Raw genomic sequence first — 12,631 nt, 5'->3', positions numbered from 1 at the left:
ACGTCCACGAGCACCGCGAGGGTGCGGCACGGCCCCGGGGGCGAGGGATTCCGCCCCGCCGGGCCCCGGCACCCCCGCCCGATCCCCGCCACCACGATCCCCCGGAGGCCCACCATGACGCACGTCCACCACCGCCTCGCCACCGGCCTGCTGCTGGCCGCCACCCTCCTCGCCACCGGGCTCGCCCAGGCCGCGAACGACCCGCTGTCCGTGGTCCGCGCCTACATGGCCGCGTGGAACGCGCACAACGCCAACCTGGCCGCGAGCTACCTCGACTACGAGGTGACCTACTACGACGCCAGCGTCGGCACGCCGCAGCAGGGCGTGGTCGTCGCCCGCGACAACGTCATCAAGGCCTTCATCAACGCCTTCCCGGACTGCCAGTGGACGATGGACGGCAAGCCGCTGGTCGACCGCGACGGCGTGGCCTTCCAGTGGACCTTCACCGGCACCAACACCGGCGCCTTCGCCGACGGCACCAAGGCCACCGGCAAACCGCTGGTGCTGCACGGGCTGACGCTGATCCGCGTGAAGCAGGGCAAGATCGTCTACCAGGGCGACTACTACGACGCCCTCGGCTTCAACAAGCAGCTCGGGCTTTGAGCTGCCCATCGCCGCGGCACCTGCAGGAGACCGTTCGGGGTCATTGAACCGGCACGGCAGCGCCATGGTGCCGGGTCGTGGCGGTGTTCCTTCGAGGAGGCATGGAGCGCCCCGCGAGCCGAGGAGCCCCCGGTAGCCAGGGAGAATGGCGTCAAGCCATTTGAGCGTCGAGTCTGCGCAGCGCGTCTCGACGGGCGTAGCAGGAGCCCGATACGCAGGGCGAACCGGGGCCGTTGAACACGCCGTAAAGGCACGGGATGGGCGCCCGCGAAGCCGGGATGCTCGACAGGGATGGCGAGCGGGTGCCCAACAGCCTCTACTCCACTTCGTTCTCGTTAATCTCGCCATCTTCGTCAGGATCGATATCAACGATCGCATTTGTACCGCGATATCGGATTTGTGCACGGATTTCTTCCAAGGCATTTTCCAGATCTTGGTTAAGGCGCTTCGATGCGATAGCCTGGATCAACAGGGCATCGAACTCTTTGGCACGCCGACGATTAGCCGTGTCAGCGCTACTCGGATGCAGGAAATCGCGCCGCCGCTGCCGGTGGCGTAACAGAAATAGGCCGAGTCGCGCGGCGGCACGGAATCGTATTTTGTAATTATGTGCCTGGATTTCCTCCTTTAGCAATAGGAGCGCAGCTTCAGCCAACTTGTCAGCGCTTCGGTTATCAAGAATGCCTCCAGCTTTTTCATGATAAGCCAAAGCATCGCCTGCCGCGCGTACCACGTGGACCGACAGTCTCTTGACAGCGCGGATGGCTTCATCGTAGCGAGACGCGCAATAATGGAAAAGACTGTCAAGATCTGGTTCGGTGCTCAGCACTTTGCCGGCATGCAACACCAGTGTCAGGTCATCGGCGCTACGTGCGACAATGCGTTGGAAGTAATGAACAATTGCATTAGGACACGCTGCATACAAGCAGGCGCCCAGTCGCGCCAATTCACGCCGGGTTGCGATATCTTGTCGATTACGGACGCTGGTGATTGCGGCAAAATCCGTGTCGAGCCGCACTCGAAAGTTTTCGAATTCCTGTTGGATTGTCGGCGCGATTCCAGGTGGCAATTGGCCATCCGAATCGACGGCGGTGTAAGCACTACGATCAGAACTGGTGCCCTTTGTCAGAAAAAACAGATTGCTGCGCAGCCCGACGAGTGCGCGCGTTTGTTTAACCAATTGATTGTACTGGTTGCGCGGTGAACTTAGGATAGGCTTACAATTGAAGGCCCGCATCGCGGCAGCGATAGTCATGCCGTCACTGCGCTGGTAATCCCAGAGCAGGTGATGTGCACGTTGCGGTACGATGTCCGGATAGCCGAGCCCCTCGAATTCGAGTTCGCGCAGAATATCCTCGCGCGAGCCTTCAATCTCTGTCATCGCTGACCAATCGAGCAGGATCGGTGCTTCACCGAGCGCGCCCCGGACGGCCGAGAGTATCTCCACGCGTGCGTAGCCTTGAGCGGGTGTCTGCGTGACGTGCAGGCTGATTTCCACGTCGGCTGCCGGCGGTACCGGCAGCACCGTTTCGCTGTGACGAGCGCCTGCTTCGTCCTCTTTCAGCAGGTAGAACTCGAGCGAGCGCGTGCTTGCGGCAACGGTGAAGCGATCGGCCAACGTATTCGTGTAACTCATGCCCCCCGCGATGCGCTCTTCGCGACCGATGAGTTCAACGAACGCATGCTCTCCGGCCTGCAGCACATTGATTTCGAGCATCGGCAGGAAATCGTAATACGTGATCTGCCGCGCCGCTTGACGCGCAGCACAGATAGCGGCCCCTCTGGCAATTAGAGCATCGGCGAGCGGCATGGCGACGAGTCTTGCGGACACCGTCGGGCCGAGCACCACGGTCAGTTCCGCAGCCACGATCTGGCGTAGCGCGAGTGTTGGCTGCATTGCGTCCGAAAGCGGTGCATCGGCGATAGGCCCCTCGATCAGAATGACCGCTGCATTGCGCAGTGCCGAGCGCGCGGCTCCGAGTGCTATACGCAGGCCTGTGCGCAACTCCGCGGCTAAGGCGCCGCACAGTGTGGAAGGACCGCTGGCGAGTCGCCAACCACCCGGTGCATGCGGGTCGGCCAGCACCTCGCGTTCTGCAGGCTGCCCAAGCAAGACCTTCCATACCCACGGTCCGACCCACAGACTGGCTTCGTCGGTTCCAGCTTCGCGCGCGAGCAGTGCAACCAGTCCACCACCGCTCCACGAGTAAAATTGACGTTCGCCGTCGCGCCGGCGCACCGGTACTAACGTCGGCCGGCCACCCTGCACCACGCATTCGAGGCCGAAATCGCCAATCGAGATGCCGTCCGGCAACAACTGCACGACGCAGGCCGTCCGGCCGTGCAGGGCTTGGAGTTCGCCGTTTCCCAGTGTTTCGCCCCAACCAAGCAACGCTGCGACCGGGCGCCATAGTAGGTGCAGATCGAGCCCGGCGCGTAGCGCGCCATCCAGCAGCCGGGTGCGAGCTCGTTCGTCGAAACCAGGTGTGTCAGGCACTGCGACGACAGCAGCATGCGTATCATCGGACAACAGGCTACGCAGGTGTCGGCCGAGCAGCACGGCCGTATCGTGCGTATCGTGCCGCCCCTCACCACTGAGCGCGTGCAGCAGGGCCAGCACTGGCAGGCGGATACCTTCCTCGGCTTCCATGCCAGGTCGGCCGCAGGGCGATTGCAGTGCCGCGGCTCCCGTCAGCAGGCCCTGTGGTGAACCGGAGACGATCACCGGCGGTGTCGGCGCTGGTCGCGGTGCCCGATCGAGGCGCACCACGCAATCGAGCACACCATTGAGATCAATGCCGTGCACTCCGCTCATGCAAACAGGCGCTCCAGACTGTCCTGCAGGATCAAAGTGCACTCGCCAAGCGCCTCGCGGATATGTTCCGACCCGATGGCCAGCGTCAGTCCGTAGACCTGCCCAGCCTGGGTGGCGTACTCGGTCTTTCCCGGCGGCGCCGAGCGGATCACCAGTCCACGTGCCCGAAGTTGCTCGCCGTTGCGCAGACCTTCCTGTCTGATGGCCGTACTCAGGGCTTCATCGGCTGAAGCGACCAACTCGGTCAACGGAAGCGTCTCGGCTGTAGCGCTATGCATGGCCCAGACACACAGGCTCGCACAATGCCCACTCCACAAATCGATGAGGCGGATGAGTGCTGTGCAACCGAGTGCATACTGCCAGGACGCCAGCTTCGCTCGTGACGTGTCGTTTCGGGGCAACTGGCTCGCATCACAGACTTCCGCCACATACGACCTGCCGTTCAGGTCGATCAGGAATACACCGAGCAGGCCGAGCGTGTCCGACCAGCGTCCGCTTGCCTGTTCCCTGCGCACGAAGAGGGGCGAGAGCGCACTCGGCTTGTCGCACAACTCTTGCACCCCCATCACCACGACAAGCCGAGCGAAGTCGCTCCACAACCGACACTGCCAGCGCCAGAGATCGTCCATACGCTGCTCAGCGCTCAACAGTTCGCGGTACGCGCGCCAGATCACGCGGTAGCGGGAATCTTGTTGCAGCACGAAATTCGGAGCGACCGGGGGCATGGGGTCACCGATGCCAGCCGCGCACAGTTCGCGATGATGCATGCGGCACAGCGCGAGATAACGCCCGACCAGCCGGGCGCGCTCACTGTTGTGAAAACGCCGGTTCTCCCGCTGCCAGACGCTGGCAGCCTCGACGCTCAGACGCAGGAAATCTTTCAGCACCCGGTTTTCGAGCGTATCGAGATGCTCCTCGCGCGCGATGCCGAGCAGTCGCTGGCGCGGACCGGCCTTTTCGGCAACGGTAACGCCGGGCTGCCGGATCAGCCATTCGAGACAGGCGGTGTCGAGTTCCTGGATACGATCGATCGGCAGCAACTCGCGGGTGCGTTTGAGCACCCGACGCGGGTGGATAGCGATTTCTGTGATGTGGGCCGGGAGTTGTTCAGCATGTTCGACGATCAGATCGCGGCGCGCTTCTTCGATCTGCGCATCGCGCTCAAGCCAGGCGGTGCGCAGCCGCGCCCAACCGGTGCCGAGATCATCCCAATCGTCTCCGGCACCGGACGGTTCGGCCTCACGGATGCGGTCGAGAACCTGCAACACAAAGGTGTGCAATGCATCGGCGGCCGGATCGTCACGTCCGGCTCCGCGCGGACGCAGTAGATGATTACGCAACACGAGCCCGACACTCAGCACAGACTCGCCCGCCGTTAGAAGATCGAACCGGATCTGACGTTCGCTGGTCAAGGCTGCAGTCGGCAGCGACACCAACCGAAAGGATCCCTCGAACCAGGCAAAGGCGGCACCTTCCACCTGCACCGGCCAGCGCCGACTGCCCAGTTGCAGGTCGGTCCGCTCGGGTAGCGCCACCATGGCACCGTACCGCCCATCGAGTTCGACCGTTTCACCGTCATGTAACGGTCGGCGCGTCGGCTGGCCGGCGATCGGAGTCTGTGCCAGTAGTCCCCATGGCATAGCCAGCACCAGCGGGATCATATCGATTCACGGCGTACGCCTTTCCACACGAACGGCCTGCCGCTGCCGTCATCTTGCGCGGCGCGCTGAAAGGCGCGAGCCAGTGTTGCATCATGCAACTCGTTGTCGATCAACGCACGGATGCGGTCGAGGTGCTGGGTGACTCCAGAGTCACCCAGGTCAATGCCTCGTAGCTTCGGCAGAATGCGCTGTTCGAGTTGATCGGCAAAGGCAATGCGGGCCTGATCCAGAGGACTGGTTTGCGCCATCGGCTCGGCGACACCCGGATAGTTGGCGATGTAGGCGAGCATCGCCTGATTGACACGGTGCGCGAACGGTCGATGCAGCCCGTCTAGATGCTCATTGAGATCGTGGATCCAACGTTCGACTGGTTCGCGCAGCGTTGCCGGCAGCGTGCCAAAACTGCGCCGCCACGCATGCCAGCGAGAGGCCGGCAGGAAGCCTTCCGCCGGCTCGCCGCCGCTCGCCAGCGTTTCTCCGGCCAGTTTTTCGGGGCGCGGGAAGCGCAGCAGGTTGGCGCGATCGAGCACCTTGTCGGAAAGTGTCTGTGTCGACTCATCCTCGTTCATCGTGCCGACGAACAGCAGGTTGTGGCCGGGATAGATGCGTGGCGGCGGTCCGCCAACGCCGCCAGTATCGAGCACGATTTCCGAACTGCGGATGTGCTCAGGATCGCGATCGCCCGGGGCGGGACGGCCTTCGAGTTGGCTCAGAAACTCGCTGAAGTAGTACTCGACGCGAGCGAGGTTCAGTTCGTCAAGCAGGATCAACAGTAGCCGATCCTTGAAAGGCCGGGCAAGCGGCCAGTTGTACGTGTCGAAATGCACCAGAGCCCGTGCAAATTCGGTCGCTTTGTAGCGCTTCTCCAAATAATTGTAGAAACCGAGCATGTCCTGCGGGCTATCCCAACGTGGTTGAACCGGCAGTTTCAAGAAATGGATACCCATTGCTTCGGCATAGCGGCGCGGCAGCTGACTCTTGCCGGTACCGGAAATGCCGGCCAGCACTGTAAGCGGACTAATCGTTGCCGTCTTGAGCGCAGTATGAAAAGCATAAAGAGTGCGCTCGGGAAAGTGCAGACGGAGCCGATCAAGGTGTGTCCGCACGCGGCCGAGCATTGCTGTTTCGTCGTCGTCGCGCTGCGGATTCGGCATCAACGGTCCCCTGCCGCCGTCGCCGACCAGACAAGCCGGTGCCTGTTCGAGATCGGCGAGCACGTCTTCCGGGTTGCCGACGCTACCACCGCCTTTGGTACGGATCTCCTGCTCGATCGCGGCGAGTTCGGCGCGGCGGCGGGCGAGTTCCGCTTCGACTTCGTCGCACTGTGTACGCAGCGGTTCGAGTTGCCGACGCAGGCCATCAATGTCCGCTGCCAGCGGATCACGTTCGGCCTGAAGGTCTTTGAGCTCAGCGGTCCGGGTAACAACTTCCTGTTGCAGGCCGCTGATTTTGTCTTCCAGTACCGGCTGTAGGGATTGCAGGCGTTGAAGATCGCCGTCGAGTGTCTGCCGCTGAAGGTGCAACTGCTCCAAGTGCCGGCGCAGACCCTGAACTTCAGTCGACAGCGGATCACGTTCGGCCTGAAGGTCTTTGAGTTCAGCGGTCCGGGTAACAACTTCCTGTTGCAGGCCGCTGATTTTATCTTCCAGTACCGGCTGTAGGGATTGCAGGCGTTGAAGATCGCCGTCGAGTGCCTGCTGCTGAAGATGCAACTGCTCCAAGTGCCGGCGCAGGCCCTGAACTTCAGTCGACAGCGGATTGCGTTCGGCTTGGAGACTGGCGATGTCAGCGCGCAGTTCGTTGCGCTCATCGGTGAGCCGGTCGATGTTCGTTGCCAGCATCTCCCTGTCGCGCGCTGCCGCCTCGGCTTCACGCCGTGCCGCTTCCCGCGCCTGGACGACGGTGCCCAGTTCCGTCTGCGCCTCGGTGAGCCGTATCCGTGCTTCGCGCTCGGCTGTATCGATTGCCTCGATCTCGCTCCGGCGTTCTTCGAGCAGGGACAGTTGTGCACGGGCACGTTCGGCCGCGCGTTCGAGTTGCTCCTGCTGCGTCCGCCGTTCGGTCAGTTCACTGACGAGCATGGCAAGTTGCGTCCGTGCTTCCGCCAACTCATCGCGCACCGAAGCGATGTCGGCCCGGCGCCCATCGAGTGCAACCAGGTCCTCCTGCAGTTCGCGCAGTTGCGCTGCCAAGGCATCCCGGCGGGCCGTCAGCATCTCCGTTTCGCCCCGCAGGCCCTGGAGGCCGTTGTGGCGCTCGCCCAATTGGGCATCCAGCCGTTCGAGTTCCTCGCGACGAGTTGCGACGCGTGCGACGATATCTTCCAAAAAGGCCGCAGCCGGTATGCGGCGTAGCGCCGCACCGTAGTGCATGCCGCACACCAATGCGGTGATAACACTGACGATGCCGGCAAGCGTGCCACCCGATGCAAGCCAGACCAGGGTGTTCGTGTCCATCAGCGCGATCCTTGATCAGCGTGCCGCGGCGTTGTCGCCGGGGACATGCATGGAAGATGTGACCGGCTGCTGCAAGCTGTCACGTTCAGTGCGCAAGCGTTCAATCTGCTCGCGCAGGGCGAGCAAAGTGCCGTTGTCTTGCTGGAGCCGGATCCGTAGCGCTTCGGCCTCCTGCGCTCGCGGCGTTAGTGAACCGATGGTGCGCTCCAGTTCGCCGCGCTGTTGCGTTAGGCGTTCCACTTCAATCGCGATAGTCTCGCGCCGGCTCCGTGCCTCAACCAATTGCTGACGCAGACGTTCGAGTTCTGCATTGGTATCAGCCAGTTCGGCACGGAACTTTTCCAAATCCTTGCCGCTGGCGGTGAATTTGATGATGTCGGCTTCCAGTGCCGTTTTCCGAGATTCGAGCTGACGAACATCGAGACGCGTCGTTTCTGCTGCTTGCTCCGCCCGTTTCTGCTGAGCCTGCAGTTTGTCAAGTTCCGCTTGAGCGTTAGCAGCCGCGGTGATCACGCCATCCAGGCCGGTTTTCTGTGCGCGCAGCCGGGCCAGTTCGTCGGCGAGTTGGGTCTGCTGGCCGCGCGTTTCGGCTAGCTGCCCCTGCGCGGTCTTCAGGGCTTCGCGGACGGTACCGAGATCCCGGTTCGCTTGGTCGAGCTGCTGCTGGAGCCCCTCGGCCGTCCGTCGAGTTTCGGCGGTAGTACGGGTATCGCGCTCAAGCTGCTGGCGCTGCTGATCGAGCTTGACAAGCTCCAGTCCGAGCCGCTTGGCTTCAGCATCCAGCCGGTCACGTTCGGCAGTGGAGGCAGTTGTAGCCGCTTTTAGTTGAGCCTCTTGCGTGCGCAGTCCACCTACTCGTTCTTCGGCGGTTTTCAGGTCCTGAAGGATCTGCTCGATGCGCCGCTCAGCCTCCTTCTGCTGTGCAACCGCACTGTCGCGGGCTTGTTCGGCCTTGCTCTGCTGGGCCTTCGCGGCCCGCTCGGCTTCGGCCGCGACCCGCCGGCGTTCTGCTGCCTCACCGGTCTGACGCTCGGCCTCATCGCGGCGCGCGTTCAGTTCCGCCAGCGTCGTATCGGCCGTCTTCACTGCAGCCTGCAGGGTGTCGCGCCGCTGCGTAGCCACAGCCAACTCGGCGCGGCCGGCGGCGAGCTCCTGGCGTAGTGCGGCGACTTCCTCACGCAGCCGTGCTGCGCCGCCCTGCTCAGCTTCGGCGCTGGTCCGGAGACGATTCAGGTCTGCATCGAGCGCAGCACGATTACGGCGTAGGTTGGCGACTTCCTCATCAAGCTGGGCACGTGCGGTGCTGAGCGCGCCCAGCACCTCCTGATGCTCGCTACGCCGTACTCGCCAACTCTCGCGTTCGGTGGCGTCGCCGATTACACCCACCAATACAGTGACGAGGCTAGCCAGCGCCAGAGCCCCGGCCAGCCCGAGCACGAGTTGCATTCGCCGCCAATTCGCTGGTGGCACGGCTGCTGCTGGTGGGGAACGGTGATGCTCAGTAATCGGTGCTTCGGATGTGGACAAGGATGCGTTCGACGCAACCATCCATGTTCTCCCGCAGTTCGTAAACCCAGAAGCGCACGACCCGCCAGCCGAGCGCCTGCAATTGATGATCTCGCCATAGATCACCCACCTTGCGCCGACCGTCGAGGTCGCGATGAAAACGGTCGCCATCGACCTCAATATCGAGACGCACACTGTCGGTCAGCAATGCCAGATCAAGCCGGCGACCGGCAATCGGGTATTGTGGTGTTGTCTCGATACCGCGCTCAGCCAAGGCGCGCCAGAGCTTTTCTTCCCAGGGGGATTCGAAACTGGCAGTGGCATCGCCTGTTCGATGGCGCCGTGCCAGCAGTGCCTCGACATACCGGATACCGCAGTGAGCTCCATACTCCAGGTTGCCGAAGATATGGCAAACGGCGCGGGCACGGCTCACCGCAACATTAACGAGATTTCCCGTGTCGTGCAGGAAGGCTCGCGCCCCAGCCGGCATATCCGGACCGATACATAAACTGAGTAGAATCACATCGCGCGCATCGCCCTGGAAGCCGTGAGCGGTGTGAACCTCCAATCGTGCGCTTGCAATCGCCTCGGCACTCAAACAATGCTCGATGCGGTCGCGTAGACGGTTGGCCTGTTCGCGAAACGATGTGACTACGCCAATGCTTCCAGTGAAGCCGCCCTCACCCAGCAACCAATGCAATTCGTGCACGATGGCTTCGATCTCGGCTGGTGCAAAGCAGCCGGTGCGGGCTGGTTGGATCGGACCGGGCGCGGTCGTCCAGTGAAAACCGGCTGCCTGTCCGACTGGTGCCCGCAGGCTACGCGGGTCGGTCAATGGCCGCAGGCGATTGCCGTAGAATGTGGCACTAATGTAGTCGGCAATATCTTCATGGCAGCGGAAGTGATCGCGCAGCAGGTGATGGTCGCCGGCGGCAGCAGCAGCAAGATGGAACAAACTGTTGGTCGAGAACAAATAGCTGCCGATGCCAGGCCTCATCAAGCCGGCATTGCGCAGGGTTTCGGCTTCCCACTCCCGGCGCACTTGGGAGATATGCGTAAGCTGCGCGGGATCACCAATCACGATCGCCTGCCGAGCCCGGGCCAGCAGCGGCAAAGCCGAAGCGATATCACACTGCGATGCCTCGTCAAGCACCACATAATCGAACAACCCGGGTACCAGCGGAATGCGGCTGGCTGCGCCGAGGTTTGACACGGCCCATAGCGGCATCTGGCCGAGGATCAGGGCTCGCTGAGCCGACCAGAGTTCCCGAGCACGGGCAGCACCGGCGGCGCCATCACCGCGCGCCAGAGCCAGATCGCCGCGCAACGCGGTCAACGCACGGCGATCTTCAGGCGCACACTCGATAAGCAGTTCGGCGAGCCCCTGCAGACGCAATTTGGATGAAGCGCACAGCCGCTCTCCGAGCGCGATCGGATCGCCGGTTGAACGGAGTTGACGCACGGCTGCCTCTGCCTGATCCCGCTCGACCCGCAGCGCAGCCAGCTCCTGCAGGTCGAGTAGACGTTGTTCGTGTAGCTCCAGCGTCGATTCGTCGCACTCGCCAAAACCAAGCTGGCCCCATCCCAGCGCTAGACGCCGTAGCCGTTGTAGTCGCCGGTACCGTACCCAAGGCGCAAACAGGCGCTCTAGCCAACTATGCAAGGGTCGTGTGGCAGCGGGCAGATCCCGCGGTAGTGGAGCGGCTGCGTCGATGCCAAGGGCTGCCGTCAGATCTCCGATCGCTGCTTCCAGCCGCCCGAGTTCGTTGATCGCTTGGTTAGCAGTGGCGGCCTGTTCGATCGCAGCGGTCCGTGCCGCATCGAGCCGCGTCAGCACTTCGATCGAGCCAGCCAGCCCTTCGCCGGGCCTCTCACCACCGGGCCGCGCGAGGATGGCTTCGATCGCACGGGTAAAGTCGAAGCTGTCATCGCTTTCGCGCGCATTGGCACGGATTACCAGCGGCCGGTCTTCAACTACTTCGGCCAGCCGCCCGACGACTGCGTCGATCGCCTGATGATTGCGGCTGGCAAACAGGACGCTGCGACCGACAAGCGCTGCGCTAGCCATCAGGGCAACGGCGACCTGTGACTTGCCGGTCCCGGGCGGCCCGGTTACCACGGTCAGCCGATCGTTTAGCCCGGCACGCACGGCCGCAAGCTGATCCTCGCCAAGCACAAGCGGCTCCAGCACCGGAACGATGACCGGATTCGGTGCCTTGTGGATGGCATCGCTGAAGCACGCAGCCAGCGCCGTTGTGGCCAGCTCGTCATCTGACCACTGCGTCATGGACTTGAGATCACGCACCGCCCCGCGCGCGAACTGCAATTCGCTCGACAGGAACAGCCCCAACGCCCCGTAAATACCGCCCGCCTGGCCACAATCCAACTCATTGTTGGGCTGAGCGAGATCGAGCGGTGTGCGCACCTCGGTAGGGGTGGTTGCAGCGAGACGATCGACGAAGGTCGCCCAGTCGACGAAGGAGCCTGCCCGCCAGACTTCGTCGTCAGCATTGACATCAAGTGCATCGAGCAACTCGCGAATCTGGCGTCCGCGCTGGCGCTGTCCGCGCACCCACGACCATTCGATCGCCGGCGTTTGGGCCGGCAGATTCAGGCGCAGTTTCTCGGCGTCGAGGGTCCAGTCCGCTGCCACAGTTGCCACTGGTAACAGAAAGGGGCTGCGCGCGGCGTCGCGGGGCCGCACCAGCGCGATGGGGTAGGCTACATGAATCGGTTCGCGCGTGCGTCGGGCTAACGCGGTGAGAAAAGCAACCGGCAGATGCGTACGCGAGAGTTCTAGCCCGTAGCCTAACCCTGCTGCTGGCCACCATCGGCCGCGTGGTGCCACGAGCAGGAACTGCTCGCCGTAGCGCTCAGGCGTTCCGAGTAGCAACGCCCGTTCATTGCGGGCTAGCGCCTCGGCGTAATACGGCAGCAGGCTGCGTAACAGGCCCCAAGTCGGCTTGAGCGAGGTGCCGGTAGCACTCAATGCAGGTGCTGGTGCTACCGCCATATCGTTGCCAGTGATGCGCGCCGGTAGCGCCTGCAGCACCAGCCCTGCACCCGCCACGTCATCCGAACCAGTGACTGCGGAGGATGGTCGTACACTCGCCGCCCGCTTCGGAAACCAGCGCCGGGCTGCGTTTATATGTGCAAGACCTTGGTGCTGGAGATCGAGTAGCGCTGCTGCGAGATCATCGACTCCCGCGCGACACCCTTCAACACGCGTACGCGCCTGAACCTCGTCGAGTCGCAATCCTTCGGGATGGGTTTCGATCAACTCCAATAAGCGGGCTGTGAGTAACCGGTGGGGTTCGCGCACTGTAATTCTTGTCCTGGCTCCAGACCGGTTTTTCGGGCACCTCGGCCCATTTGCAAAGTACACGGCCCCGAATGGGGCTATTCGACCGGTCAAGGCAAACATCTGTCAAGCCACGACGTGATGAACTTAGTGCAGATGTCCCGCTCGCTCAAAGCGCGTTTGTCCATCAGGGTCAGCCGTCTCCCGCGCTCGATCGTCGCATGCACGGCCATTCTGCCAAATGGATCAGCCCGCGGGCGCCCCCTGCCGCACATTTTAAGGTGCACTC

The 12,631-nt window shown here is 62.9% G+C and carries 6 protein-coding genes; 1 reads left to right on the top strand and 5 read right to left on the bottom strand.

Annotated elements, in window-relative coordinates:
• Positions 1-114: 114 nt before the first annotated feature.
• Positions 115-603, top strand: a complete 489-nt coding sequence (locus EV699_RS00150; RefSeq protein ID WP_132537924.1) for an ester cyclase — start codon at positions 115-117, stop codon at positions 601-603.
• Positions 604-919: 316 nt separating this feature from the next.
• Here EV699_RS00150 and EV699_RS00145 read toward each other — a convergent pair whose 3' ends face one another.
• Genes EV699_RS00145 through EV699_RS00125 form a run of 5 tightly spaced genes read right to left on the bottom strand, consistent with a single transcriptional unit; the run spans position 920 to position 12,363 of the window.
• On the bottom strand, positions 920-3,418 hold the full coding sequence (locus EV699_RS00145; protein ID WP_132537923.1) for a hypothetical protein: 2,499 nt from the start codon (positions 3,416-3,418) through the stop codon (positions 920-922).
• Positions 3,415-5,079, bottom strand: a complete 1,665-nt coding sequence (locus tag EV699_RS00140; protein WP_132537922.1) for a DUF2357 domain-containing protein — start codon at positions 5,077-5,079, stop codon at positions 3,415-3,417. The genes EV699_RS00145 and EV699_RS00140 overlap by 4 nt, the downstream gene beginning before the upstream one ends.
• Positions 5,076-7,535 carry a hypothetical protein gene (locus EV699_RS00135; protein ID WP_132537921.1) on the bottom strand — a complete coding sequence of 820 codons (2,460 nt, stop codon included), beginning with the start codon at positions 7,533-7,535 and terminating at the stop codon, positions 5,076-5,078. The genes EV699_RS00140 and EV699_RS00135 overlap by 4 nt, the downstream gene beginning before the upstream one ends.
• Before the next feature lie 15 nt (positions 7,536-7,550).
• The gene (locus tag EV699_RS00130) at positions 7,551-8,981 is read right to left on the bottom strand and encodes a coiled-coil domain-containing protein (protein ID WP_132537920.1); all 1,431 of its coding nucleotides are present in this window, start codon (positions 8,979-8,981) and stop codon (positions 7,551-7,553) included.
• Between the two features lie 52 nt (positions 8,982-9,033).
• Positions 9,034-12,363 (bottom strand): AAA domain-containing protein, encoded by a 3,330-nt coding sequence (locus tag EV699_RS00125; protein ID WP_165903966.1) that lies wholly within the window; start codon positions 12,361-12,363, stop codon positions 9,034-9,036.
• Positions 12,364-12,631: the final 268 nt, after the last annotated feature.

This window comes from Plasticicumulans lactativorans (assembly GCF_004341245.1).
GTDB classification, from domain to species: domain Bacteria; phylum Pseudomonadota; class Gammaproteobacteria; order Competibacterales; family Competibacteraceae; genus Plasticicumulans_A; species Plasticicumulans_A lactativorans.
Note: the sequence above shows the minus strand (reverse complement) of the source record. Positions and strands in the feature narration are given on the sequence as shown.

Excerpts from the sequence above, each read along its gene's own strand:
- EV699_RS00150 (WP_132537924.1), top strand. The coding sequence starts at position 115 with ATGACGCACGTCCACCACCGCCTCGCCACCGGCCTGCTGCTGGCCGCC.
- EV699_RS00145 (WP_132537923.1), bottom strand. The coding sequence starts at position 3,418 with ATGAGCGGAGTGCACGGCATTGATCTCAATGGTGTGCTCGATTGCGTG.
- EV699_RS00140 (WP_132537922.1), bottom strand. The coding sequence starts at position 5,079 with ATGATCCCGCTGGTGCTGGCTATGCCATGGGGACTACTGGCACAGACT.
- EV699_RS00135 (WP_132537921.1), bottom strand. The coding sequence starts at position 7,535 with ATGGACACGAACACCCTGGTCTGGCTTGCATCGGGTGGCACGCTTGCC.
- EV699_RS00130 (WP_132537920.1), bottom strand. The coding sequence starts at position 8,981 with ATGCAACTCGTGCTCGGGCTGGCCGGGGCTCTGGCGCTGGCTAGCCTC.